The 25,749-nt window shown below is 63.0% G+C and carries 23 protein-coding genes, 1 tRNA gene and 1 pseudogene; 13 read left to right on the top strand and 12 right to left on the bottom strand.

Translation table 11 applies throughout. From position 1 onward, the window contains the following. Window positions 1-132: 132 nt before the first annotated feature. A complete protein-coding gene (locus J2S75_RS18935) occupies window positions 133-1,479 on the bottom strand; it encodes an aminotransferase-like domain-containing protein (RefSeq protein ID WP_307022197.1) in 1,347 nt (448 codons plus the stop codon). Window positions 1,480-1,642: 163 nt separating this feature from the next. Here J2S75_RS18935 and J2S75_RS18930 point away from each other — a divergent pair, with 163 nt between their 5' ends. Next, the gene (locus tag J2S75_RS18930) at window positions 1,643-2,494 is read left to right on the top strand and encodes a DMT family transporter (protein WP_307022195.1); all 852 of its coding nucleotides are present in this window, start codon (window positions 1,643-1,645) and stop codon (window positions 2,492-2,494) included. A 25-nt stretch (window positions 2,495-2,519) separates the two neighbouring features. On the opposite strand, the gene J2S75_RS18925 is transcribed toward J2S75_RS18930, so the two are convergent. Further along, a complete protein-coding gene (locus tag J2S75_RS18925) occupies window positions 2,520-3,020 on the bottom strand; it encodes an SH3 domain-containing protein (protein ID WP_370874175.1) in 501 nt (166 codons plus the stop codon). A gap of 297 nt (window positions 3,021-3,317) precedes the next feature. On the opposite strand from J2S75_RS18925, the gene J2S75_RS18920 reads away from it, so the two are divergent. Continuing rightward, entirely contained in the window at window positions 3,318-4,319 is a 1,002-nt protein-coding gene (locus tag J2S75_RS18920) for a 2-hydroxyacid dehydrogenase (RefSeq protein WP_307022191.1), read from the top strand. A 215-nt stretch (window positions 4,320-4,534) separates the two neighbouring features. Here J2S75_RS18920 and J2S75_RS18915 read toward each other — a convergent pair whose 3' ends face one another. Beyond that, window positions 4,535-5,338, bottom strand: coding sequence for a HesA/MoeB/ThiF family protein (locus tag J2S75_RS18915; RefSeq protein ID WP_307022341.1), 804 nt, complete (start codon window positions 5,336-5,338; stop codon window positions 4,535-4,537). 138 nt (window positions 5,339-5,476) lie between these two features. Between J2S75_RS18915 and J2S75_RS18910 the strand changes: the two genes are divergently transcribed. After that, a complete protein-coding gene (locus tag J2S75_RS18910) occupies window positions 5,477-6,709 on the top strand; it encodes a glycine hydroxymethyltransferase (protein ID WP_307022190.1) in 1,233 nt (410 codons plus the stop codon). 118 nt (window positions 6,710-6,827) lie between these two features. Next, a tRNA-Arg gene (locus J2S75_RS18905) sits at window positions 6,828-6,904 on the top strand. On the opposite strand, the pseudogene J2S75_RS18895 reads toward J2S75_RS18905, so the two are convergent. From J2S75_RS18895 to J2S75_RS18880, 4 genes and pseudogenes are all read right to left on the bottom strand, one after another. Next, window positions 6,875-8,533 (bottom strand): annotated as a pseudogene (locus tag J2S75_RS18895) (recombinase family protein); the annotation flags it as partial. The gene J2S75_RS18905 and the pseudogene J2S75_RS18895 overlap by 30 nt on opposite strands. Next, window positions 8,530-8,928 carry an HVO_A0114 family putative DNA-binding protein gene (locus J2S75_RS18890; RefSeq protein WP_116652207.1) on the bottom strand — a complete coding sequence of 133 codons (399 nt, stop codon included), beginning with the start codon at window positions 8,926-8,928 and terminating at the stop codon, window positions 8,530-8,532. The gene J2S75_RS18890 and the pseudogene J2S75_RS18895, both read right to left, overlap by 4 nt. Beyond that, on the bottom strand, window positions 8,925-9,278 hold the full coding sequence (locus J2S75_RS18885; RefSeq protein WP_307022184.1) for a toxin-antitoxin system TumE family protein: 354 nt from the start codon (window positions 9,276-9,278) through the stop codon (window positions 8,925-8,927). The genes J2S75_RS18890 and J2S75_RS18885 overlap by 4 nt, the downstream gene beginning before the upstream one ends. Next, window positions 9,275-9,592 (bottom strand): hypothetical protein, encoded by a 318-nt coding sequence (locus tag J2S75_RS18880; RefSeq protein ID WP_307022182.1) that lies wholly within the window; start codon window positions 9,590-9,592, stop codon window positions 9,275-9,277. The genes J2S75_RS18885 and J2S75_RS18880 overlap by 4 nt, the downstream gene beginning before the upstream one ends. Window positions 9,593-10,053: 461 nt before the next feature. Between J2S75_RS18880 and J2S75_RS18875 the strand changes: the two genes are divergently transcribed. After that, window positions 10,054-10,341 carry a DNA -binding domain-containing protein gene (locus J2S75_RS18875; RefSeq protein WP_307022180.1) on the top strand — a complete coding sequence of 96 codons (288 nt, stop codon included), beginning with the start codon at window positions 10,054-10,056 and terminating at the stop codon, window positions 10,339-10,341. A gap of 13 nt (window positions 10,342-10,354) precedes the next feature. On the opposite strand, the gene J2S75_RS18870 is transcribed toward J2S75_RS18875, so the two are convergent. The 3 genes from J2S75_RS18870 to J2S75_RS18860 all read right to left on the bottom strand — a co-directional run bounded on the left by J2S75_RS18870 (window position 10,355) and on the right by J2S75_RS18860 (window position 11,847). After that, window positions 10,355-10,723: a DUF2285 domain-containing protein gene (locus J2S75_RS18870; protein ID WP_442320038.1), complete on the bottom strand. Its 369-nt coding sequence runs from the start codon at window positions 10,721-10,723 to the stop codon at window positions 10,355-10,357. 199 nt (window positions 10,724-10,922) lie between these two features. Then, complete coding sequence (locus J2S75_RS18865; RefSeq protein WP_307022176.1) at window positions 10,923-11,138, bottom strand: transcriptional regulator domain-containing protein; 216 nt, start codon at window positions 11,136-11,138, stop codon at window positions 10,923-10,925. Window positions 11,139-11,319: 181 nt separating this feature from the next. Further along, window positions 11,320-11,847 (bottom strand): antirestriction protein ArdA, encoded by a 528-nt coding sequence (locus J2S75_RS18860; protein ID WP_307022175.1) that lies wholly within the window; start codon window positions 11,845-11,847, stop codon window positions 11,320-11,322. Between the two features lie 403 nt (window positions 11,848-12,250). On the opposite strand from J2S75_RS18860, the gene J2S75_RS18855 reads away from it, so the two are divergent. The 8 genes from J2S75_RS18855 to J2S75_RS18820 all read left to right on the top strand — a co-directional run bounded on the left by J2S75_RS18855 (window position 12,251) and on the right by J2S75_RS18820 (window position 22,495). Beyond that, complete coding sequence (locus tag J2S75_RS18855) at window positions 12,251-12,430, top strand: type II toxin-antitoxin system Phd/YefM family antitoxin (RefSeq protein WP_307022173.1); 180 nt, start codon at window positions 12,251-12,253, stop codon at window positions 12,428-12,430. An 8-nt stretch (window positions 12,431-12,438) separates the two neighbouring features. Further along, a complete protein-coding gene (locus tag J2S75_RS18850) occupies window positions 12,439-14,061 on the top strand; it encodes a DNA cytosine methyltransferase (protein ID WP_307022172.1) in 1,623 nt (540 codons plus the stop codon). Beyond that, window positions 14,061-14,480, top strand: coding sequence for a very short patch repair endonuclease (locus tag J2S75_RS18845; protein WP_307022170.1), 420 nt, complete (start codon window positions 14,061-14,063; stop codon window positions 14,478-14,480). The genes J2S75_RS18850 and J2S75_RS18845 overlap by 1 nt, the downstream gene beginning before the upstream one ends. Continuing rightward, window positions 14,480-15,955: an ATP-binding protein gene (locus tag J2S75_RS18840; protein WP_307022168.1), complete on the top strand. Its 1,476-nt coding sequence runs from the start codon at window positions 14,480-14,482 to the stop codon at window positions 15,953-15,955. The genes J2S75_RS18845 and J2S75_RS18840 overlap by 1 nt, the downstream gene beginning before the upstream one ends. Beyond that, window positions 15,952-18,633, top strand: a complete 2,682-nt coding sequence (locus J2S75_RS18835; RefSeq protein ID WP_307022167.1) for a Z1 domain-containing protein — start codon at window positions 15,952-15,954, stop codon at window positions 18,631-18,633. Before J2S75_RS18840 ends, J2S75_RS18835 begins: the two co-directional genes overlap by 4 nt. After that, complete coding sequence (locus tag J2S75_RS18830; RefSeq protein ID WP_307022166.1) at window positions 18,626-19,597, top strand: PD-(D/E)XK motif protein; 972 nt, start codon at window positions 18,626-18,628, stop codon at window positions 19,595-19,597. The genes J2S75_RS18835 and J2S75_RS18830 overlap by 8 nt, the downstream gene beginning before the upstream one ends. Next, window positions 19,598-21,664: an AIPR family protein gene (locus J2S75_RS18825; RefSeq protein WP_307022165.1), complete on the top strand. Its 2,067-nt coding sequence runs from the start codon at window positions 19,598-19,600 to the stop codon at window positions 21,662-21,664. Between the two features lie 159 nt (window positions 21,665-21,823). Then, on the top strand, window positions 21,824-22,495 hold the full coding sequence (locus J2S75_RS18820; protein WP_307022164.1) for a hypothetical protein: 672 nt from the start codon (window positions 21,824-21,826) through the stop codon (window positions 22,493-22,495). A 165-nt stretch (window positions 22,496-22,660) separates the two neighbouring features. Here the strand turns inward: J2S75_RS18820 and J2S75_RS18815 are convergent, their stop codons facing one another. Further along, entirely contained in the window at window positions 22,661-23,074 is a 414-nt protein-coding gene (locus J2S75_RS18815; RefSeq protein WP_307022163.1) for a hypothetical protein, read from the bottom strand. Continuing rightward, window positions 23,056-25,743, bottom strand: a complete 2,688-nt coding sequence (locus J2S75_RS18810) for a nitrate reductase (protein ID WP_307022162.1) — start codon at window positions 25,741-25,743, stop codon at window positions 23,056-23,058. The genes J2S75_RS18815 and J2S75_RS18810 overlap by 19 nt, the downstream gene beginning before the upstream one ends. Window positions 25,744-25,749: the final 6 nt, after the last annotated feature.

Raw genomic sequence — 25,749 nt, 5'->3', positions numbered from 1 at the left:
CACCGTCCAACGCCTGACGCCGCCCGTTCGCATCCAACACTTGTTTTGACGCATTTGCTGGCAGCGGCGATGCCAACGCCGAGGGAATGCCGACATCATGGCAACTGAGCGATGCGCCGGACGGCGATTTCCTTATCCAAGCGCGCGCCGCAGAAAGGCCAGGACCTCGGAAGGCATCTGGGTAACGTTGAAGCGCATGAAATCCGCCGCCGTCCGGCTGACGCTGAAGACATTGCCCGGCGCAAGGACCATGCCTTCCCGCAGCCCACGCTGCGCGAGTTCGGACGCATCGGTGGCACGCGGAAGCCGGCACCAGAGATAGAAGCCGCCCCGAGGCAGCGTCCACGGATGCACGTCGCATGTGGCCAGCGCGGCGATGGCCTCGCGGCGGCGGCGCGTCAGCCGGCCCTGAAGGCTGCTGAGATGACGGTAATAGCTGCCGTCGCTGAGGGTGCGGAACACCAGTTCGGCGGCAAGCGGACTCGGGCCGCCAAAGCCCGTCGCCAGTTGCAGGTCGACCAGTGCCTCGGCGAGGTCCGGCCGGGCGGCGATGTAGCCGCAGCGGATCGACGCCGAGAGCGTCTTGGAGAAGCTGCCGACCCGGATCACCCGGTTCAACCCGTCGAGGGCGGCAAGGCGCACCGAGCGTTCCGGCTCGAAATCGGCGAAGATCTCGTCCTCGACGATGGTGAGGTCATGAGCGGCCGCCGCGGCCAGAAGCTGATGGGCGGCGCGCGGCGACAGGCTGGCGCCCGTGGGGTTATGCAGCGCGGCATTGGTGAGATAGAGGCGCGGCCGGTGGAGGGCGAGCGCCTCCTCGAACCGGCTTATGTCGGGACCGGAAGGTGTATAGGGTACGCCGACAATGCGCACCGCATGTGCCTGCAGCAGCGCGCGAAAATTGAAATAGCAGGGGTCGTCCACCAGCACCGCATCGCCCGGCCGCAGCAGGTGCCGGCAGATGAGGTCGATGGCCTGCGTGCCGGAACTGGTCAGCAGCACATCTTCCGGCCCGGCCTCGATGCCCTCGGCGGCGAAGGGGCGGACCAGCAGCCGGCGCAAAGCCGGTGAGCCGCGGGTGGAACCGTATTCCACCAGCGTGGCATCGGCCGTCTTTGCCGTCGCGCGCAGCGCACGGCGGATGGCGGCGAGCGGCATCCAGGCCGGCGGGAGCCAGCCGCAGCCGGGCCGGAGCGTCTCCCTCCCGGCGTCCAGGGATTGTCGCGAGACCCAGAAAGGATCGACGGCGCGGTCGAGCGGCGCGTGCGTATCGCCCGCCCGCCCGGGCGGGGCGCCGGCCGCGACATAAAACCCCGATCCGGCGCGGGGGCGGATCAGCCCCTCGGCGGCGAGACGGTCATAGGCCTCGACCACGGTGGAGGGCGAAACCGCCTTCTCCCGCGCCAGCTTGCGGATGGAAGGCAGCTTGTCCCCTGGCAGCAGGGACTGGCTGGCGATCAGGCGCCGGATCGCGAGCATCACCATTTCCGTGCGCCCGGCTGGCGGAGCCGTTAGAATCTCGGGCGGCATCAACTGTATGGCTCCGTATGCCCTCACTGTTCGGCTCCATCATACGGAACCGTGGCTGTCAGCGCCATCCTTCCACGCTTAGGAGGAGAGCTGTCGAGAAAAGGAGCCTGATGTGGCGCGTGGATGGTGGAGCGGACTGATCGGCGTGGTCATCTTCAGCGGCTCGCTGCCGGCGACGCGCATCGCCGTCAGCGGCTTCACGCCGCTGTTCCTCACTTCCGCGCGCGCGGTCATCGCCGCATTGCTGGGCGCCGGCTTGCTGCTCCTGCTGCCGCAGAAGCGGCCCGCACGCGCCGATATCGGGCCGCTGACGGTGGTGGCGGCCGGGGTAGTGATCGGGTTTCCCCTGCTCACCGCCCTGGCACTGGAACACATCACCGCCGCGCGCTCCATCGTCTTCATCGGGCTGCTGCCGCTGGCGACGGCGCTGTTCGGCGTGCTCCGCGGCGGCGAGCGGCCGAAGCCGGCCTTCTGGCTGTTCTCCGTCGTCGGGGCGGCCACCGTCGCGGGCTTCGCGCTGGGCAATGGAGTGCCGAGCTCGGTTGTTGGCGACCTGCTCATGGTTGGCGCGGTGCTGCTGTGCGGGCTCGGCTATGCCGAAGGCGCCAAACTATCGCGCCGTCTCGGCGGCTGGCAGGTGATTTCCTGGGCGCTGCTTCTGGCGCTGCCGCTGATGCTGGCGGTGGCGGTAGCAACGCGGCCGGGCACGCTGGCGCCGGTGAGCGTGGCCGCCTGGGCGGGCCTCGCCTATGTCTCGGTGTTCAGCATGCTGGTCGGATTCGTCTTCTGGTATCGCGGGCTCGCGCTGGGCGGCATCGCGGCGGTGGGCCAGCTGCAGCTGCTTCAGCCCTTCTTCGGGCTGGCTTTGGCGGCACTCTTGGTGGGCGAGCAGGTCTCGGCAACCATGATCGCGGCGACGCTGCTCGTCGTGCTCTGCGTGGCGGGCGCGCGTCGTTTCGCCTGAGGCAGCAATGCCTAACGCCTTACCCCTACTCCAATTTCTCGCCGGGATAGACGCCCCAGAGGCGCTCCTGCTCGATGAAACCGTCGAAGCCATTGTCGAAGAAGCGGCACCATTTGCCGTCGCAATGCTCGACCTTGCCGAGCACGCCGGCTTCCAGCCGGGCGCGGACGGGCGACTTGGCGGTAGGTTCGGCATAGAGGGAGACTTCCTCGCCGGACTTCCACGGATTGACCAGCGCGGTGCGCCGGCCCGACAGCATGGAATGATACACCCAGCCCTCGGCGCCGTCGGCGTCGCGGATGCGCCGCCAGGTCTCGAATTCGGCTGTGATTTCAACGGGTAGTCCGGCGCGCGTGAACACCCAGGCGACGCCATGGTCGCGGGTGGGGCCGGAGCGCACATTCACCTTGTCGGCCTTGAGGCTGACGAAACGCGGCACGGGCAGGCCGCTGGTGCGCCCCACCGGCCCCGCCGCGTCGGCCGGCGCGGCGTCCTTCACCCCCTCCTGCGCCGCCTCCTGCGCCATGACCGGTGAGTGCAGTGAGGTGGACAGTGAGGCCAGACCGGCCAGCACGGCAATCGTCATCGGCAGCTTCGTTCGGCCTCGAAGCTTGTTGTCACGCATCGTCTCAATCATCCTTCGCCATCGGGCGGCGCTGTCGCGCAGCGCGATCGTGGAAACACGCCTGCACCGCCAATCGGTGCATTTTTGTGTTTCCCGGACCTGTCTGCTAAGGAACGGCTCGCCCGGTTTTGGCGCAAGTGTGGGGCCCGTAGCGTTAACGGGAGCTTGATCGCCACGGTGATTTGTACGGGGAGCAACATGGCCCGCAGGAAGCCGCTGGTCGTCGTGACACGAAAGCTGCCCGACAAGATCGAAACCCGCATGCGCGAATTGTTCGATGCGCGGCTCAATGTCGACGACGTGCCGATGAGCCAGGCCGCGCTCGCGGAGGCCGTCGCCACCGCCGATGTGCTGGTGCCGGCCATTTGCGACCGCATCGACGCCCGCGTCATCGAGGCGGCGGGGCCGAACCTCAAGCTGATCGCCAATTTCGGCAATGGCGTCGATCATATCGATGTCACCGCCGCCACCGAGCGCGGCATCACCATCACCAACACGCCCGGCGTCCTCACCGAGGACACCGCCGACATGACCATGGCGCTGATTCTCGCCGTGCCGCGCCGGCTCACCGAGGGGGCGGCGCTGATCACCAGCGATGACGGCGCCTGGCCCGGCTGGTCGCCGACCTGGATGCTGGGCCACCGCATCTGGGGCAAGCGGCTCGGCATCATCGGCATGGGGCGCATCGGCCAGGCGGTGGCGCGCCGCGCCCGCGCCTTCGGCCTGCAGATCCACTACCACAACCGCCGCCCCCTCCCCGCGCAGATCGAGGAAGATCTGGAAGCGACCTATTGGGACAGCCTCGACCAGATGCTGGCGCGGATGGACATTCTCTCCATCAATTGCCCGCACACGCCGGCCACCTTCCACCTGCTCTCCGCCCGCCGGCTGAAGCTGGTGCGGCGCGACGCCTATATCGTCAATACCGCGCGCGGCGAGGTGATCGACGAGCATGCGCTGATCCGCATGATCGAGCAGGGCGAGATCGCCGGAGCCGGGCTCGACGTGTTCGAGCGCGAGCCGGCGGTGAGCCCGAAGCTGCTCAAGCTCGCCCGCGCCGGCAAGGTGGTGCTGCTGCCGCATATGGGCTCGGCCACGGTGGAGGCCCGCGTCGACACCGGCGAGAAGGTGATCGTCAACATCAAGGCGTTCATGGACGGCCACCGCCCGCCCGACCGGGTGCTGCCGGCGATGCTGTAGGGCGGGACTGAGGGCGGGCGCCTGCGCGCGTCGAGGACGCCGCGCGCACCTGAGCATGCCGCGACCCCTTCGTCCGGCACGTTGTCATCCCGGACGACTGAAGGCCGATCCGGGATCGCGCCGCATGATCGCGCGCAACGATAACCCCGATCCCGGCTCTCGCTACGCTCGGCCGGGATGACGGCCCCTTGAGGCCATGCGGAGCCCGCCGCCCGTCAGCCCGCGTGCCCCGACAAATCGCGGATCGTCGGGTTCTCCCCGGTCAGCGGGTTGTCCGGGTCCCAGCCATAGCTCAGCGTCTCGAAGCGCATGGTGAGCGTGTCGATCATCAGCAGCCGCCCAACCAGCCCCTCGCCGAAGCCGACCACGGCGCGCACCGCCTCCAGTGCCACCAGCGTGCCGGCCACCCCGGCCACCGCGCCGAGAATGCCGGCCTCGGCGCAGCTGGGCACCAGCCCCGCCGGCGGCGGCTCCGGGAACAGGCAGCGATAGGTCGGGTTCGGCGTGCCGTCTGCCGCCTTCTCATGCGGGCGCAGCGTCGTCACCGTGGCGTCGAAACGGCCCAGCGCAGCGGAGACCAGCGGCACGCCGGCCAGCGCGCAGGCATCCGAGACGAGATAGCGGGTGGCGAAATTGTCCGAACCGTCGATCACCACATCGGCCGCGCCCACCAGCCCCAGCGCATTTTCCGCGGTGAGCCGGGCCGTGATCCCCTCGAACCCCACATGCGGGTTGAGCGCGGCGATGAACGCGCCCGCGCTGTCGGTCTTGCGCCGGCCGATGGCCTGGGTCGTGTGGATGACCTGACGCTGCAGATTGGACAGCGACACCTCGTCATCGTCGATGACGGTGAGATGGCCGACCCCGGCAGCGGCGAGATACATCAGCGCCGGCGCGCCGAGCCCGCCCGCGCCCACGACCAGCATTCGCGCCTTTTTCAGCATCTGCTGGCCCGGCCCGCCGATTTCAGCGAGCACGAGATGGCGGGCATAGCGCTCCACCTCCTCGGGGGAGAACAGCGGCGCGCGCGGCGGCGGGGCAGAGGCGGCGGGTGTGTCTGTCATGGCCGAGCTATATAACAACCCGCCGCCCGCCCGCCACACTCTGCGTGGCGAGGCCGCATTGGCCGCGCGGCGATTAGCGGCTATCTCCGTTCCATGACCCCGGACCATGACGCACTCTTCGCCGCCGCCGCCCGCCATGCCGAGACGCTGACCCGCGCGCGGCTGGTGCTCTATGCCGGCGCCAACCTGCCCTCCCCGGACGTGCTGGCGGCCTTTGCACCGGGCCTCGGCGCCATGCCCTCCATGGGGCCGAGCTTCGACAAGGAGCAGCCCGGCACCGAGATCGTCTCGCAATTCGAGGTGGCGGTGCGGCAGGAGGCCTGCGCCCTGTTCAACGCCGCCTGGGCCGAGCCGCGCCTGCCGAGCGCGACGCTGTGCAATCTCGCGGTGTTCCACGCCTTCGCCCGCCCGGGCGACCTGATGCTGGCGCCTGACAAGGCGCAGGGCGGGCATCTGAGCCAGCGGCGCGGCGGCACGCCGGAGCTTGCCGGGCTCGCCTGCGAGGAACTTCCCTTCGATGCCGCCGGCCTGTGCCTCGATGCGACAGGCGCGGCGGGGAGGGTGGAAGCGCGGCGCCCGCGCCTCGTCATGCTCGGGCGCAGTGTCATGCTACGCGCGGACGACATCGCGCCCGTGGTCGCGGCGGCGCGGGCGGTGGGCGCCACCACCGTGTTCGACGCCTCGCATGTCGCCGGGCTGATCGCCGGCGGCACCTATCCCAACCCGCTGGAGGCCGGCGTCGATGTGCTTGTCACCTCGACCTACAAGACCCTTCCCGGCCTGCCGCACGGGCTGATCCTCGGCCGCGATCCGGCGCAGGGCGAGGCGCTGGCGCGGCTGCTGGATGCGCGCTTTCTCGCCAATTATAACGCCGCCCTGCTGCCGCCGCTGCTGCGCCTGCTCACCGCCATGCGCACCGGGGCGGCCGATTATGCCCGCCGCATCGTCGCCAATACGGCGGCCCTCGCGCAGGCCTGCCGCGCGCGCGGCCTGCCGGTGCTCGCGCCGGAGGCGGGCCATACGCACCAGATGCTGATCCCCATCGCGCCCTCGGCCGAACCGCGCGGGCTGGTGGCGGCACTGGCGGAGAGCGGCATCATCATCGGCCTGTGCCCCGACATCACCCGGCCGGAACGCAGCGCGCTGCGGGTCGGCACACAGTTCATGGCGACGCTGGGGCTCGGCGCGTCCGACATGGCTTTGGTCGCCGACCTCCTCGCCGCCGCGCTGCGGGCGGACACGGAGGGTGTGGAGCTCAATCCCGGCGGCGCGGCGGCCCTGCCCGCGCAAATCCGGGCGCTGCTCGCCGGCGCCCGCCCGGCATAGACGGGGCTCCCGGCGTGAGGTTGCGCCCCCTCTCCCCATGAAACCTCCCGCGCCCCCGTTGCCGGGGGCCGGCGCTTCGATTATGAAGACGCGGCACAGGCGCATTCCTCGCGCCCAGGCACCCGTAGCTCAGCTGGATAGAGCGCTGCCCTCCGAAGGCAGAGGTCGCACGTTCGAATCGTGCCGGGTGCGCCATTTCAGTACAGAACTGCGAACGCCGATTGCCGCCGATTCCACGCTGGAAGCGGCGACGAGCGTTTGCAGCAGTTCCGATTTCGATCCCATGATGCGAACCTCGTCATCGGCGACCTCGACGCGCTGGGCGAAGGCGCGCAGGTGATCCCGCCGATAGCCGCCCCCTTCCATCCTCAAGCCGCTGCGCGCCGCATCGGACAGCGCGTCGATCATGTCGGTGGTGATTGCCTGATTGCCGCGGCTGTCGAGCGTCATCTGAATCCGTTCGGCATCGGCGGTGGCCTGATCCCGGATCGCCTTCAGACCGGCGATGCGATCCTTGAGGCCCACATCGTCGAGCGCGGCCACTCCTGATTCGATCGCGTCGTAGAGCCGGCCGAGCCGCTGGTCGGTTTCAGTGATGCGACGGCGCAGGTCCGCCAGATGCTCGCGGCGGCGCTCGCTGCGTTCCTGCCGGCGGTCGAGGAGGTTGGAAAGGATTGCCTCCAGCCGCTTCGGCTGAAGCAGGCGGTCTTCGAGGTGGCTCGCGACCAGATGGTCGAGCTTGTCCATTGGGATCGTTCGGCCCTTGCAGCCGGTCTCGCCCTGCCGCGCCTTGGTGGAGCAGGTGTAGTAGCGGTATGTCGCGCCCGTGCTGCCCCGGCCGGTGCGTAGCGTCATCGCGCCCCCGCACTTGGCGCAGAAGCAAATGCCGGTCAGGAGCGTGGGGCCGCTGGAGACACGCGCGGGCGTCACCATGGGATTGCGGGATTTGAGGCGGGCTTGCACCGCATCGTAAATCTCGCGCTCGATCAGGGGCGGCACCGCCATGATGGCGACCTCGCTCTCCGGCTTCTTCTCCCGGTCCTTGTGCGAGCGCGTGTTGAACCTGTGCTCGCCGATATAGGTGGTGCGGGTCAGAATGGCGTGGATTTGCGCCAGCCCCCACCGGCCGCCGTCGCGGGTAAAGAAACGACGCTCGTTGAGATAGGTGGCAATGGCCTTGACGCCCATCGCGCCGCGCGTGCCGTCGCCTTCAAGGAACAGGCGATAGATCAGCCGCACGGTGTCGGCGTGTAGCTGGTCGATCTCCAGCTTCTTCTTGATCTTCGATCCGCGCTGTTCAGCCGCGACGATGCGATAGCCGATGGGCGGCCGAGCGCCGTTCCAGAAGCCTTGCCGGGCGTTCTCGTTCATGGCGCGCAGGACGTGCTTGGCGTTCTCCTTCGACTGGTATTCGTCGAACAGCGCCATGATCTGCCGCATCATCTGGTGCATGGGATCGTCGCCCATCTCCTGCGTGATGGAGACGAGCTTGACGCCGTTCTTGGCCAGCTTCCTGACGTAGAACTCCATCTCGAAGTGGTCGCGGAAGAAACGCGAGAAGCTATGCACCACGACAATATCGAACGGTGCGGGCTTTGACGTGCCGGCCTCGATCATGCGCTGGAACTCCGGGCGCTTGTCGTTGGTGGCGGTTGCGCCGGGCTCGACATAGGTTTCAACGAGCTGGTAGCCGCGTTGCTCGCAATAGGCTTCGCCCTGCCGCTTCTGGTCGGGAATGGAAATGTCATGCTCGGCCTGCCGGGCAGTTGAGACGCGCAGGTAAAGCGCGGCGCGGGCGGTAACGGTTGGGCTGTGCATGTTCATGGCCGGTCTCCCATAGCCTTCTTCGCCTTGGGGCGGTCGATCAGGGGCAGCGCCAGCTCCACGCGGTCATGGACCACCTTGGGCGCGAGCTTGCGGCCGTGGCCCGGCTCAAGCCGCACAAGGCCGTAGCTCTCCATCGTTTTGAGGGTGCGTGACAGATTGGAACCGGCCCGGCCGGTGATTTCCGCCAGTTCTTCCAGCGATGCCGGGGCTTTCTCGGCGATGACGCGAAGCAACTCGCGGTTCCCTGCCGACAGCACCTTGGCGAAGGATTCGGTCGAGGTGAACCACACCTTCGGATCGCCGGGCGCGGGCTTTTCCTCGCCCTTGGCAATCCGCATGGTGCGGGCCTTCATTTCTTCATAGTCGGCAATCCCGACTTTCAATGTGGTCATAGGGCACCTCGCTCCTTCAACACCGCGTCCACCGCCTGCCAGAAGTCGGCCAACAGCGTGGCCGTATCCTCGTAGGCGTAAGGCTTCACGGTCTGGAGGCGATGCCTATGGTCCATCGGCTCGCCCCTCCTGCCTCGGCCGACCGGATGGGCGTTATCGAAGCCGACCAGCCGTTCGCCCGAAGGCCCGTGAAGCGTGAGCGAATAATCGAGGCCGTGCGGCTTTTCCGGCGAGGCCGGAACGCGGGTGACGACAAACTTCACCCAATAGCCGCCTTCGGGATCGACAAAGAGCATCTGTCCGTCGAGGTCCAGAAGCGTGTCGAGGCTCGGATCACGATCCGCGTTCACATCTTTTTCCTATCAGTGTGTGATAGGAAATGCAAGCTGTCATCCGGCTTTCTCGGGTTCAAGAGTTCGTCGAACACATCGCCGAACCAACGCTCGAACACGTCAATCTCGGCCTCGGTGACAGGAACATCATCGGGCAAATCGTCGGTTACGCGCATCCTCTGGCCGTCCGGGCCGAGAAGGGGCGCGTCGGCAGCTTGTGCCCGGCCGTCCGGCGTGGGATCGTCGGCGTAATCGAACAGATCGTCGGGAAGTGGTTCGGGGATCGACTGTCGCGGTCGCCCCTTGCGGGCGCGGCGGCGCTCTGTGCACATGGAACCCTCCTTGGTTCTGGTGGATTCCGGGGCGCTTTAGGCCCCGGAACTAGGCGAACCATGGCGAGGGATCGGCGGCGGGTAGCGTGCCGCATTTGCGCCTATGCGCTGGCGGCACCCCTATGAGACCGAAAAGATGAGAGTTTTCAGCGGCTCGGCGTCTGCTACACCGAATAGGGAGAGACTTTTCCGCCCGTTTCGGATAAGCGTGGGCTAGGAGCAGTGACGCGCTGTTCCGGGGGCGTAGTAACCCCTGACTAGCGGTTGGTGCCGGCCGTGACGGCACCACACTCCTTGACCCTATGGTCGGGGAGCCTGTGGCGTATGCAACAGGTTCTTCGAACTAAAGGCCATGGGGCCGTCTAGTCACGGTTACTAACTCCCCGATCACCAGGAGTCAGAGAGGATATTTGCGGGGGCGCACCGCAGACCATCCCTCTCCAAAGGTAGAGGGAGTGAAGATGAAAACACCTGTCGAACTCGATCCCGACGTGGATGACGAAGCGCCGACCGGCGATGCGATTACGCCCTATGACGAACGGCATTTCGTGACGTACATGCGGTTGCTGGACGCCAAGGCAGAGAACGCGGAATGGCAGGAAGTCGCGCAAATCGTGCTGCATCGCGATCCGGTCGCTGATGAACTGCGCACCCGCCGTTGCTGGCAAAGCCATCTCGAACGCGCGCAATGGCTATCGCGCGAAGGCTATCGGCGCATATTGGAACAGGCGGCGGCCAATAGACCCTGACGGATTGATGCCGTCAGCGCGTATCCGGCTTGATCGGATAATGCAGCAACAAGCGATAGCCGCCGCGCATCATCTTGACGCCATGCGCGACGAGGCGGCGCACCTTGTTCTTGCTCGGGTCGATCTCCCAATCCTCTTTGCTGCCGTGGAAGCCGAGCAGGACTTCGGCGATGCCGCGATAGCTCTCGCCGCGCAGCCGGGCGTCGAGCGCCCGCAGCGACAGGATATGCCATTGCCGGAGTTGGGCGGGCAGCGCCCGGAAGTCCGCGCCTGGCGGGCGTCCGGTCAGTGCGCGCCAGAGACGCCGCGCGGCGTGGGCGCGAAGCTCCAGATAGGAATCCATCGGCAGAGATGCGGCATAGAAGGCGGCGGCGTCCGGCACGGCGTCGCGCAGCCAGAATTGATGCACGACGCCATCGGCCTGTCAGATGCCGTGCCAGCCATCTTCGGCCTGACGCAGTTCAAGGCCGTCGATATGCGCGAGCACGATCATCGGTACTGCCTGGCCGCTTGGATGTTCCACGGGCGACAGCATGATGGCTCGCGGCTGCAATAGCGGCGACCAGACCGGAGGTTCCCGTTCAGGCGGTGCGTCGGGGTCGCTTGGGAAATCGTAACCCCCAGCGCCGAATGAAGTGTTCGAGTCGGTCAGCGCCGGGGCCTCCGTCCGCGCTGGCGGACTGGAAATCGTCCCGGTAGTCGTCGTTGCGACGAAGATATTCCCAAGCAAAACCGGCGGCGGAAATGGTTTTTGTGTACGCGTAGGCCGCCGGCGAGCGCCAGTCGATACTCAGCATGGCCTCACCTCCCTATCCGGGGCGGTGCAGGACAAAGCCCGGACGGAGATGGTCGCGGATGTGAAAGCGTCATTGTAGTCGCTCTATTTAGATAACTTGAGCGTGTAATGCGATCACTGCTATGCTTAATCCGTCTTCACCTTGTCTTGCCTACCAAGGCAGGCAAGACAACGGCGGTCTTTTAGCGGTGTGAAAAGACATGCACCTCGTCATGCGCGGTTTCGACGGTGAAGAAGTCCCCTCCCATCTCGGCATCACGTGCCATCACTTGCCAGTCGATATAGTAGCGCAGGGCGTCGGGGATCGTGACCGTCTCGGTGGTCAGCTCTTCCATGTAGTCGGCAAGGCTGGTGAACTGTCCATGATAGCAGTCGCGCAAGGCGGTTTCGGCTTGTTCGGTGTCCCCGCTGAACTCCTTCAGCAAGCCCGCGCCTAAAGCGCCATGCTCGGCGATGAACGCGCCGATCCGCGCCACCCTCTCGATGCCGGCATATTCCTCGATCGCGACGCCCTCGAATCCCTCGTAGTCATGGATGGCATATTCCTCCGCGCTGACGATCGGCGAGCGCGCGAGCATGGCCGCGATCTCGCTTCTGATCTCATCTGCATCCTGATCCGCGTCAATCCAGGCACCATGCAGGTAGCCGTTATTATACGCGGCAAGGCAGGCGACGTAGATGCGGGGATTACTTTCGGCTGCGTTGGTCATGTCTCTGTTCCTCGGAGCTTGGGGTTCAGAGCAGCGAAGCGCCGCTCCTGAACCCTTGCCCGTCGGCGAGACCGGGGGGTGTAAGGCGCAAGGGCGGGCGGGACGGAGGGGGATCACCCGGCCTGCACGGAACGGCGGAACGACGTGGAGGAAGGCCGGGGATACCGTTCCGACCGAGCGTCAGCGATCCCTTGCGCCGCGCCAGGGGGCAGCGCCCCCAAGCAACCCTTTGGCGGCACGGAAGTGGCATGATCGATAGATGCCCCGGCACTTCTCCTGTTGCACCAACCGCAACCGCTTCGGTCGTGGGGGGGCATCAGACAAATTGATGCGGCAGCATTGCCTATAGTTGTAAAAGCCTCCAAAGTAGCTAAAATGGCTCATTCATGATGGGGTGGAACGAATGCAGACCATGTCTGCGAAGGACGCCAAGAACAGTTTTGGACTTTTGCTCGACCGCGCTAGAGCGGGGCCAGTCCAGGTTGAAAAGCATGGGAGGCCAGTTGTCGTTGTTGTCAGCGTTGAAGAATTTCAACGGTTGCTGCTTGCGTCTGAAGCGAATGCCAAGCGATCTGGGGGATGATTGTCGGCATGCTCGCAGTTAATCCAATGGTTGAGGAACTACCCGTACGCGCTGCCCCCGGGGTAATGTGGCCTGGACAGGCGTGGCGAAACGCAGCATTCCCCGTTGTTGATGTATTTGCCGGCCCCGGCGGCCTCGGCGAAGGCTTTGCTCTGAGTTCAGATGAAAGAGGCAGGCCCTGCTTCAATAGTGTTGCGTCGATAGAGAGAGACATATTCTCACATAAGACGCTTCTTCTTCGTCATTTCATCCGCCAGTTTCCTGACGGAGAAGCGCCGGATGACTATTATACGTTCCTCAAGGGTGGCATAACGCTAGAGGAGTTGTATCGGCTGCACCCCCAGGCTCATGCCCATGCAGTTGCATCGGCCTTCTGCATCTCCCTTGGGCCGGAATCCCATGCGGAAGTGAAAAAGATCATCCGCGATCGTGTTGGCGATAGCAGGCGATGGGCGCTCGTTGGAGGACCGCCGTGCCAAGCCTATTCGTTGGTGGGCCGTTCGCGGATGATGGGTCGTACCGATTTCGCGCAGGATGAGCGGCACACCCTTTATCTGGAGTACCTCCGCATCATCGTAGATCATCGTCCGCCGGTGTTCGTAATGGAGAACGTAAAGGGATTGCTTTCCGCGACCATCGACGGCAAGTCGGCAATAACCCGGATCGTTCGCGACCTTTCACATCCCGGAACTGCCATTCCCGGAGCGCCGGATGATCTTTCCTACAGGCTGTATTCGCTCACTGAGCCGGATATGGCGGAAGGGGATGTGGACCCGCGCCTTTTCGTGGTTCGCGCAGAAGAATATGGAATCCCACAGGCACGTCACCGGATGTTTATAGTCGGCATCCGCAGTGACCTGAAGGTTCGTCCCAGATCACTGAAAAAGATGGTCGCCCCCACGGTTCAGGAAACGATAGGATCACTGCCTTCGATACGCAGTGGACTTTCGAAAGCGAAAGACAGCCCTGCTGCATGGCTCAGTGAGCTTCGGGCCATCTCAAGCATGAATGTCCGCCGTCAGCTTAATGGCGCGGTCTATGCTGGCGATGTCGCAAAAGCGCTCGATTTCCATAATTTGATTGAGGTCAGTTCGCCCCGCGCCGTATCGTCATCCCAATACAATATGCGCAAGCCTCCACATGATGTGCTGCGGAGCCTCTATGACAGCAGGCTGTCTGTGTTGACTTCGCACGAGGCACGAAGCCACATGGGATCTGACTTACGCCGCTATCTTTATGCCGCGACCTTTGCAGAAAAAACAGGTCGCAGCCCGAAGCTGGCCGATTTCCCGACAAATCTGCTTCCCGACCATAAAAATGTCGAGGAAGGTCGGACAGGCAAGATGTTTTCGGACAGATTTCGGGTGCAACTCGCAGGCCAAGTTTCAACGACAATTACATCGCATATCTCCAAGGACGGGCATTACTTCATCCATTACGATCCCGCTCAGTGCCGGAGCCTGACGGTTCGTGAAGCGGCGCGGCTCCAGACATTCCCAGACAACTATTTCTTCGCAGGCCCGCGCACTGAGCAGTATCATCAGGTCGGCAACGCTGTGCCGCCGCAACTCGCCCGACAGATCGCTGATATAGTCGCCGAGGTCCTTCATGCTGTGCCGGACGACAACTGATGGCGGACACAATTTCGGCGGAGCGGCGGAGCTGGAACATGTCGCGGATCAGAGGACGCGACACCGCCCCTGAAAAGCGACTCCGGTCGCTGCTCCATCGTGCGGGTTTCCGGTTTCGGCTTTATTCAAAAGACCTTCCGGGTAAGCCTGATATCGTTTTGCCGAAATACCGCACCGTCGTCTTTGTTCATGGCTGCTTCTGGCATCGACATGAGGGGTGCCGCAGTGCGACCACACCCTCCACCAGAATTGAGTTCTGGCAGGCAAAGTTTGATGGGAATGTGGAAAGAGATAATCGGAACAAGGTCGAACTTGAGGCGGCAGGCTGGACGGTCATCATCGTCTGGGAATGCGATCTGAAAGCCGATGCTAACCGGATCGTACGGCAGCTATCCACCGAAATTCGCGGGGCTTCCTGATGGCACGCCCCGAACGCCTGCCCCCGAGTGCGGCATGCCTCTCCGCATCATTGCGTGATTTGGGCTATTCGCTTGAAGCCGCGGTTGCAGACCTCATCGACAACAGTATTTCCGCTGATGCGTCGAAAATCAGTATCTTTTGCGAGTCGGCAGCTTTACAGCCCGCCCTCGTCATCCTTGATGACGGGCATGGAATGGATGCAGTCGAGCTTCTTGCAGCCATGCGGCACGGTGCCGCAAACCCGCGCACACAGAGATCACCAAAAGATTTGGGTCGGTTCGGTCTCGGCCTCAAAACCGCCTCTTTCTCACAATGCCGCTCCCTCACCGTCGTGAGCACGAAGGATGGCAGCCTGTCAGGGGCTGAATGGAATCTCGACGTTATCGACCAGGCGGATGACTGGATTCTCAGCATTCTCGACGAAGAGGATATCGCGGCTCTACCCTATGTGGACCACCTTGGCGCACACGGCACCGCCGTCATCTGGCGGGAAATGGATCGGCTGCTGGAAGATGAAACCTGCAACCGCCGGGATGAGATCGTAAATGAGAAGCTGGACGTGCTGGAAAAGCATCTGGCGCTCGTCTTCCACCGTTTTCTTGCCGGTGAAATCCGAGGTCGGGGCCGCATCGCGATCACGGTGAACGGGCATCCGGTCGAAGCCTTTGACCCATTCTGCCGCAAAAACACTCATACCAGGCATCTGCCGGAAGAGATTGTGCGGATCGGATCGGCAGCGGTGCATCTGCAACCGTACATCCTTCCGCACCATTCAAACCTCACGGCCCGCGAATACGATTTCTATCAGAACCGCAGCGATTTCATCTCCAATCAGGGAGCCTACATCTACCGCAACGGCAGGCTGATGGCGTGGGGTGACTGGTTCAGGCTGATACCGAAGGGGGAAGCGACCAAGCTGGCCCGTGTTCAGATCGACTTTCCAAACAGCCTCGATGAGGCGTGGACTATCGACATCAAGAAGTCGCGATCCCGTCCGCCGCTGCCGGTACGGGAACGACTCCGGCAGATTATCGCTCAGGTTTCAGGGGCAAGCACAACCGTTCACCGAGGGCGCGGGCAGAAACTCTTCCATGAAATCTCCGCGCCGCTATGGGAGCGATATGCCGACAAGACCGGCATCCGGTATGCCCTGAACAGGACGCATCCGCTGGCACAGCGCCTGCACGAGAAACTGGACGGCGAAGGTGTGCGCCACCTCGACCTTCTGCTGGAGGCCGTTGCGGCATCACTGCCCGTCGAGATGATCTACTCGGATTATTCGACGCACCCTCGCGATGTGAACCAGAGGCCGCCAGTCGATGATATGAAAGACCGCCTTGATGACCTCAAACGCGCCCTGTGGGGTGACGGGCCAGGGGATGCGGATGCATTCAGGGATATTGTCAGATCGACACGACTCTTTGACGATTACGTGGAGATCGTGGAGAATTACATTAAGGGGGGATTCGCTTGAGCGCACAGGGCGATAAGGAGAAGGTTGTTCTTGCTGCACTGATCGGCGCGTTCGACGATCTGGACGGCCTGCCGTGTCGCGACGAGATCGCAGCGAAAGCGGCTCTCCTCGCGCCGCTGCTCGGCTACTCCGGCGATCTTCAGAGCATCATCACTGAAGCCGAGACGGCAATACCGTCGCGCATGAACGCGGGCGTTTCACTGATCGATGTCGATGCCGCGCACGACGAGGACTGGATTCACAAGCGTGAGATCGGCACCACTTATGCGGATGCTTATGGTGCCTACCTTCGCGGTCAGGGCTGGAAGCCCACCGTTGTGAACACCCTCCTCAACGCTGACGGTTCAAAAATTCTCGGCCTGCTCCAGGACCCGACCAGCGAAGGCGAATGGAAACGCCGTGGTCTGGTCATCGGCCATGTCCAGTCCGGCAAGACTGCCAACTACATGGGCGTGATCGCGAAGGCTGCCGATGCCGGATACAAGTTCATCATCGTCATTGCGGGCATTCACAACAATCTGCGCAAGCAGACTCAGCAGCGTGTCGATGAAGGATTTGTCGGCCGGTCCAGCGATCCGGAAAATCGCGTCAACATCGGTGTCGGGCTGGACAGAAACTACCCGAACCCTGTCACGCTCACGAACATAAACTCAGATTTCAACAAGCAGACTGCGAATGTCAGTGGCGCACAACTGAACGATTTCAAGAATCCTGTCATTCTTGTGATCAAAAAGAATGTGAAGACGCTTGAAGCTCTGCACATCTGGTTGCGGGAGCTGAATGCGAAAGGGCGCGACCGCATTGCCGATGTCCCTATGCTGGTCATCGACGACGAAGCTGACAACGCATCAATCAACACGAACAAGCCTGATATCAATCCGACCGCAACCAACGCGTGGATAAGGAAGATTCTGCGGCTGTTCACCAAGAATTGTTACGTCGGATATACGGCCACACCGTTCGCCAACATATTCATCGACCCCGACGCTTTCGACAAAGATGCCTACGAGGAGCTGTTTCCGAGCGACTTCATTCACTCGCTGGACGCGCCGACCACATATTTCGGGCCGGACAAGGTTTTTCTGAACGACGAGAGCAGCAGTGCTATCCTCCGGCAAATCGAGGACTGCGAGGAATACCTCCCATTCATTCATAAGAACGGTTTTCCGGTCGCGGAACTCCCACCCAGCCTCTATCGTGCGCTGGATCAGTTCATTGTCGCGCGAGCCATCCGCAACCTCAGAGGTCAGGAGCGGAAACACTGCTCCATGCTGATCAATGTGTCCCGCTTCGTATCCGTTCAAAAAGAGGTGCGGAGCTTCATCGGTTTGCGCCTCGACCGGATGCGGGAGGCCGTAAAGGCCAACTACATGATGCCGGAAGCCGCATCATCGAAAAACGAACACATGGCCCGTCTGCGTGCCGCGTTCGACGTCGAGTTCACCGCCAACGAATTTGGCGGGCGACACTACACTTGGGACGAAGTGAAAGCCGCTCTCTGGGGCGTATTCGAGAACATGCGGACCTACGTCGTCAACAGCAAGAGCGACGAGGTTCTCGATTTCGCGAAGTACGACAAGGATGGCATCGGTCTGACCGCAATCGCTATTGGCGGTCTCAGCCTATCACGCGGCCTTACGATTGAAGGTCTGACAGTCAGTTACATGTACCGTAACACCAAGATGTACGACACGCTGATGCAGATGGGCCGCTGGTTCGGCTATCGACCGGGTTACGAGGATGTATGCCGCGTCTGGCTGCCGAATGACTCAATCAACTGGTATAAGCATATCGCACTGGCATCCGAGGAGCTGCGTCAGCAGATCACGCGGATGCGTCAGGCCGAAATGAGTCCGAGGGATTTCGGCCTCTACGTGAAGTCCCACCCGGACAGCCTGATGGTAACCGCCGCGAACAAGATGCGCAGTGGTGAAAAGGTTGTTCTCAACCAGAACCTCACTGGCACACTTCAGGAGAGTTGGCTGCTTCCTCTTGATACCAAAATCAACTTGGAGAACGAGGAGCTGATCGCGGAATACTGGCGCGACGGGTTTGGCGGCACAGTGCAACCGACAGAAAAGGGGTGGTTCATTCCTGACGTTGATGTCGGGAAAGTCGATGAGTTCCTGCTGCGGTTCAAGGCACATAAATCGGCGCGGAAGCGGAAAGCGGACGCAGTTGAGTACCTTCTCAAAATCGCGCCTAAATTCGCCAAGGCCGATGTGCTGCTTATCTCTAAAGGGCCTGGCGACCCGGCGGCATATCGCCTAGGCGCACAGGACCGAACGGCTGCAAAGGATGCCACGTCCGATAAATGGCAGATTTCAGGATACCGTGTCGCCAGTCGAGGCGACGAGAAGCTTGGCCTTACAGAAGATCAAATTTCAGATGCCGAAATTCTGGCGTCCGAGGACACGAAGTCCAGAAAGAAAAAGCCCTCTGACGTTCATTACCGCATGATCCGAAATAAACCGCTGCTGATGATTCATGTTCTGGAGCCGACCGATAATCCTGACTTGGCTGGATACAGAGTTCCCGCATGGGGGCTGAGCTTCCCAGACGGTCTGTACGGAACCGACTATGAGATCGAAGTGATCGCCAACAAGGTCTGGATGGAGGAGATGTACGGCTCGATGGATGACGATCCGGATGCCGACGAGGACTATGACGATGAGTAGGTCGGTGCCATGGGACGCTATTACGATACCGTCGGCTGATCTCAGTGTTCTCCGCGTCGCGGGAACCACGGGAGTTTCCATCTTCTGGGGACGGGATGCCGGAGCGCAGTGCCTGCTGATTATCGAGCTGGATGGCGATCACACCGCACAGTTCCGCCGTGATGTTGTTTCTCTGCATGGTATCGGCGTTGATCTTCGCAACGGTGATCGTGCCGGACAACAGCGTTTCGTTCTCACGCTCGCCCGTCATATCGACAGCGATCTGTTTCTTGGCCTATGCGAAACACTCATTAGCAGCCTCAAGGATGTCGCGGACCCGGCGGCGGCACTGGCCGTCGCACTTGCCCATCTGCGGCGCTGGAAGGCGTTTCTTGCTGGACGCAATGCCCGCCTGCTCTCACCAGAAGAGATTCGCGGCCTGTTCGGCGAACTGCACGTCCTGCGCCTTCTCTATAAGGATACACTGCCGCAGGTCGCCGCCGTCGATGCGTGGTGCGGTCCTGACGATTCCCATCAAGATTTCATTTTCGGCGACCGGGCCATCGAGGTGAAATCGCTTTCGGGTCGCGAACGTAGCACCGTCCGCATTTCGTCCGAGGATCAATTGGAATCGCTTGCTGACGAGCTGTTTCTCCTGACCCAGCGCCTGAGCAGTCAATCCGATGCTGACCAGGCATTGTCATTGAACGGCATTGTCGGCCTGATCGATAGTGAGCTTGCGGATGCCGATGCCATCGAGCAGTTTGCCGACAAACTCGCAGGCATGGGGTACGTGCCGCTCGCAGAATACGATGCTCCACGTTTCATTGTCGGCGGTCTTCAAGGATACCGCGTGACCGATGGGTTTCCCCGCCTGATCCGCTCGGAGCTGCCGCCCGGCATCACCAAGGTTTCCTACGACGTCATGCTGGAAGCGATAGCTCCGTTCTCCTGCGATGAAGCCGATATGTTCCGGAGGCCCTGATTGGAAACGACCGCCGAAGAGTTCTTCCATGATTTCCGTCAGGATTTGTTGGCCGGGGCCGAGGCGAATGGAAGCTTCCTGCTGGCCGAATTCATGGATGTCGTGTCCCGCGAGTTGACAGAGACGGGGTTCACGGAAGGCTTTGAGTTCGCGCACTATCGGGCGCAGCGCGGTATGCGTGTGGACGGATACTGGTTTAACGACGAAGGCGGTCTGAACCTTTTCGTGGCCGACTTCGACGGCCGCACCGAGCTGGCATCACTTACCCGCACCGATGTTGACGCCGCGTTCAAGCGTTTGGCTAATTTCTTCGACGCCAGTCTGCGGAAGAATCTGGCGGCTGGTCTGGAAATCACATCGCCGGAATATGGCCTCGCAAGGCAGATCGCTGACAGGAAATCGCTGATCCGGCATCTCAATCTTATTCTCGTTTCCGAGCGTACCTTGAGCGACCGTATTCAGGCGCTGCCGGATACCGAAATAGCCGGTATCGCAACGAGCTTTCACATCTGGGATATCTCTCGCCTCCACCGCCAGCGAAGTTCCCGCAGCCACAAAGAGGCGCTGGACCTGGACTTCGAAGCTATGTTCGGAACCGGCATATCCTGCCTCCCCGCCCATTTGGGCACAGGTGCGTATCAATCCTATCTCGTTGTCATGCCGGGACCGATCCTTTCCACAATATACGAGAAGTTCGGCGCGAGGCTGCTGGAGCAGAACGTCCGCACGTTCCTTCAGGCCAGAGCGAAGGTTAACCAAGGCATTCGCACGACTATCATCACCGAGCCGGGTATGTTCTTCGCCTACAACAACGGCATCACGGCCACGGCCCAGGGGGTCGAAACGAAGCGGACTGGCGATGGCCTCCAGATCATTAAGATAACCGACCTTCAGATTGTGAATGGCGGCCAGACCACCGCGTCGCTATTCCACACCCGCAGGAAAGACAAAGCTGACCTCACGCAGATATTCGTGCAGATGAAGTTGTCAGTGATTGACAACGAGGAGAGCGAGAAGGTCGTTCCGCGCATTTCCGAGTATGCCAATACCCAGAACCGGGTTCAGGCTGCGGATTTCTTCTCAAACCATGCGTATCATATCCGTATGGAGGAGTTTTCCCGGCGCCTATGGGCGCCTGCGGGCAAAGGTGCGCAGCGGGAAACCAAGTGGTTTTATGAACGCGCCCGTGGTCAGTATGCGGATGCGCAGGCCAAACTCACCCCTGCCGAGCAGAAGCGCTTCAAAGCGGAAAATCCGAAGCCGCAGATGCTGACCAAGACGGATCTTGCGAAGTTCGAGAACGTCTGGGATGACCATCCGCGATACGTGAACCTCGGGGCCGAAAAGAACTTCGCCCGCTACGCCTCCCGAATCGGCAAGGAATGGGACAAGTCGTCTGACAGCTTCAACGAAGCGTACTTCAAACGCGCGGTTGCGCGAGGGATCATATTTCGTGCGACCGAACGGATTGTGTCAGCGCAGCCGTGGTACAACAACGGTTATCGCGCCAACATCGTCGCCTATACGCTGGCCGTTCTCAGCGAGCTGACCAGGCGGGAGAAAAAAAGTCTCGATTTTCAGCGGATCTGGAATGCGCAGGCGATAAGTCCTGTTCTGGAAAGCACCATCGCGGTTGTGGCTTCCCGCGTGAACGATGACCTCCTGCGCCCGATGCAGGGTATTTCGAACATTTCGGAATGGGCCAAGCGTGAGACCTGCTGGGCGCGGATGCTGGAAAATATGGAAGAGTTTGCCGACCTTCTGCCGGATGAGTTCGATGGCGAATGCCTGTCCGGAGACGATCATGTGGCTGAAAAGCGGGCTGCCCGGAATACCCAGAAGGTGGATAATGGCATTGAGGCGCAGACGAAGGTCTTTGCGATCCCGGCCGCTAAGTGGGTCACTGTGCATGATACGCTTGCTGCCAAGCGTCTGCTGACGCCAAAGGAGATCGGCATATTGAACGTCGCCATGCAGATGCCGCTGAGAATTCCGACAGAAAAACAGTGCGCCGTCCTGTTGGATACTATCGAGAAAGCACGGTCAGAGGGCATCAGCCTTGATTGAGGCCCTCGCAATGGACCAATAAGGAGGCATGTCACTTGATTTTCAAGGATGATTTCACAATCGCCGATGGCGCGATCTGACTCTATGGCACGAAGAACTATTGAGAGCGCGAGTACCTCATGGACCGACGAGGAGCTTCGGCGGTCGGTCGAAGTCTACGTGCTGCTGCTTCGCCTCCAGATTCACGGCTCGGATGATCGATCCGAGCCGCTTGCGCAGACGTTGTTAAGTGGCGCTCTTGCTCAGAGGAACGACGCAGCGATTCGCTATCGGATGCGCAATATCTCAGCCGTTGTTCAGGAGCTTGGCGCACCCATCCTCAACGGTTTTTCTCCTGCCGAAAGCGTTGGGCGGCTCGTCCGTCCGAAAATCAAAGCAATGCTGCTGGAAAACACCGACTTTGCTCATATCGTAAAGCCCGGCGCTGCCGGGGAAACAGACGCGATGTCCGATGCACGCACAGCGCTTCGTGTCCTCCGAGATCATATTGACGACCTTGAGCGCGAACTCGCATGGCGGGGGCACAACGGGCCACCTGACCAAGAAGATCACAGTGCTGAACGTGATCAGCTCCGAAATGCACTGGATGATATAGGGGTGATTGAAAGGGAGCTGGAAAAATCCAGCCCCGACAAGGAGCTTGTAAGGTCGCGAACTGCAAAACTTCTCGGTTTGGCCGTCACTTTCGGAAAGTGGTTGAGCGAAAGGACAACGAAATTCGTCGATGCCGCCTTGGTTGCGGCAGCTCCAGTCGCTGTTGCAAAGGTTACTGGCCTACTCCCGGCCTTGGTGAATGCTGTCGAGGCGGTGTCAAAGGCTGTTGCGCATTAGGTGGGAAGCCCCTCCGCAAACGCTCAAAATGCGATTTTAGAGGGCTATCGCGTAGGCATAGTTATCATCTTCATCCGGCGCGGTGCGCCATTTCTTGATCCCTTGGAAGGCTCAGGTTTTGCGCCGGAAGGCCAGGCCGTCGAGACAGCCCCGAAATGCAATCCGTCACTTGCTGTGCGCAGGCGATGCCACAGCCTGCACCACGGGGGCGGATGTTGCGCTTACGGAGATCAATGGGGAGAGGCCCAGGACCCATCGGGCGTGGGTGGGCCCTCCGCCCATGGCGATCCCTGCAAGCAGGAGAGCGAAGCCGGCGCCAGCACCAAGGGCGTGAGTGAGACACGCGCGCGGCGCGTAGACGAAGCGCCCGAAGGCAAGGGCCGCGGCCAGCGCGATCGTGGCGTATGGCCAGCCCACATGGGCGCCGAGAAGCAGCAGCGAGCCCATCAGCGCCGAGGTCCCTAACGTGGCCGTCACGGCAGATACCCGCTCATTCTGTCCTCCGAGCAGAACCAGAAAGCTCGGCAAGCTGAGGGTGACGGAGAGAACAAGCACCAGGGTCAGGACAAGGAAGGGCATGGCTGCTCGCGTGTTTGGATGCCTGGCTGAAGCGCAAGGAGCTGACGCAGCTCGGGAAGACAGGAGCCGCAATTCGTGCCGCATTTCAGAACCTTGCCGAGCTCGGCCGTCGTGCGGGAACCCGCGCGGACGGCGTCGAGGATCGCGTCGGCGCCGATGCCGAAGCAGGAACAGACGATGTCCCCGGTCGCCGGCGCCGGAACGCCGCCGCGCGCGGTCAGCAGGTTTCGGCGGGTGCCCGCCTCCAGCGGGGCGTCGGAGGCGAAGGTCGCGAGAAGCCAGCCCGGATCGGGCAACGTGCCGGGCGCGCCCATCATCAGGCAATCCAGCAGCCGGCCCGTCTCATCCGTCGTCGAACAGCGAAACACGCCGCGCCTTGCATCGCGCAGTTCGGCCCGCCCGCTTCTGTCGCCGAGAAGGGCGAGCACGCGATCAAGGTCGTCCTGTGCCGATCCCGCCCCCGCCAGCCGGTAGGCGTGCCCGCCCTCGATGGGCGTGCGCGACCAATGCTCGATCGCCTCGGGCCGCAGGCGGCGGCGCGAGAGGAGCAGCCCCTCCCAGCCCAGCGCCACCGGGGCGAGCCGTACGGGCGTGTGCTTCAACTCCGGCTGGCCGGAAATCGGGTCGCAGGCCGGATTCGCCACCCGGCCGGGCGATCCGCCGGGCATGGCCTCGTCCGTCCAGTGCATCGGCATGAAGATCTGGCCGGTCGCAACGTCATCGCCGATGCTGACCCGAGCGACCGCCCTGCCCCAGGCGCTCGTGACCTCGGCCAGGGCGCCCGCCCGCAGCCCTGCCGCCGCCGCGTCCGTGGGATGGACGGCGACGAACGCCTCGGGCGCCTGCATCCTCAGGCGCGGCACGTCGCCGGTGCGGGTCATGGTGTGCCACTGGTCGCGCAGCCGCCCGGTGTTCAGCACCAGCGGCGCCCCCAGGGAGGGGGCGTTGGCGGGGGCGGCCTGCCGGACGGGAATGAGGCGCGCCCGGCCATCCGCCGTGGGGAAGCGCCCCTGGGTGAACAGCCGCGCCGTGCCGTCTTTCTGCCCGGCCGGCACCGGCCATTGCACGGGATCGAGCGCCTCATAGGCGGCGTCGGAGAGAGCGGCGAGGCCGGAGATGTCGAACAGGCGGCGCCCGGTGCGAAAGCCGGACAGCGCGGCATGCTCGCGGAAGATGTCCGCGGGGGTCTTATAGGGGAAGGCGTCGCCGTGGCCGAGCCGCCTGGCGACTTCGGTCAGCATCCACCAGTCGGGCCGCGCCTCGCCCGGCAGCGGCATGAAGGCACGCTGGCGGGAGATACGGCGCTCGGAATTGGTGACGGTGCCGGCCTTCTCGCCCCAGGCGGCGGCCGGCAGCAGCACGTCGGCATGGCGCGCCGTGTCGGTGCCGACGACGCAATCGGAGACGACGAGGAAGTCGCAGGCCGCCAGGGCCGCCCGCACCCGCCCGCCATCGGGAAGGCTCACGGCCGGGTTGGTGCCCATCACCCAGAGGGCGCGGATGCGGCCCTCGCCCAGCGCCGCGAACAGATCGATCGCCTTGAGACCGGGGCGCTCGGCAAGGCGTGGGGCGCACCAGAAATCGCGCACACGGGCGAGGTCGTCGGCATCGGCGAAGCCGGCATGGGCGGCGAGCTGATTGGCGAGACCCCCGACCTCGCGCCCGCCCATCGCATTGGGCTGGCCGGTGAAGGAGAAGGGCCCCATCCCCGGCCCGCCGATCCGCCCGGTGGCGAGATGGCAGTTGATGATGGCGTTGACCTTGTCCGTGCCCTGCGAGGACTGGTTCACGCCCTGCGAATAGACGGTGACGACGCGACGGGTCGCGGCGAAGGCGGCGTAGAACGCGTCGATCTGCGCCGGATCGAGCCCGCATCCCCGCGCCACCGTGCCGATGTCCGGTGCGTCGTCGCGTGCCGCGGCGAGTGCGGCAGTAAAGCCGGCGGTCGAACGCTCGATGTAAGCCGTATCGAGCGCGCCGACGCGGGCGAGATGGGCCAGAAGCCCGTTGAACAGCAGCACATCGGTGCCGGGGCGGAGCGGCAGGAACAGATCGCAATCGGCGGCGGTCGCGCTGCGGCGCGGATCGATCGCCACCAGCCTTGTGCCGCGCCGGGTCCGTGCATCGGTGAGGCGACGGAACAGGATCGGGTGGCACCAGGCGGCATTGGAGCCGACGAGCACGACGAGGTCGGCCTCGTCCAGATCCTCGTAGCAGCCGGGAACGATGTCCTCGCCGAAGGCGCGCACATGGCCGGCGACCGAGGAGGCCATGCAGAGCCGGGAATTGGTGTCGATGTTGGCGGCGCCGATGAAGCCTTTCATCAGCTTGTTGGCGACATAATAATCCTCGGTCAGAAGCTGACCCGAGCCGTAGAAGGCCACGGATTCCGGGCCATGAGTCTCGATCGCGGTGCGAAAGCGGGTCGCCACCAGATCGAGCGCCTCGTCCCAGCTGGCGCGGGCGCCATTCACCACCGGGTGAAGCAGCCGTCGATCCAGCGCGAGCGTTTCGCCCAGCGCCGCTCCCTTGCTGCAGACCCGCCCGTAATTGGCCGGGTGGGCCGGATCGCCCTTGGTCACGGGCGACGCTCCCCCCAGAACCCCGCATCCCGTGCCGCAATAGGGACAGGTGGTGCGAACCGGAGCGGGATGTGTGAACGCGGTCATCCGTCG

It is taken from the genome of Ancylobacter polymorphus (assembly GCF_030813495.1).
GTDB classification, from domain to species: Bacteria; Pseudomonadota; Alphaproteobacteria; order Rhizobiales; family Xanthobacteraceae; genus Ancylobacter; species Ancylobacter polymorphus.
Note: the sequence above shows the minus strand (reverse complement) of the source record. Positions and strands in the feature narration are given on the sequence as shown.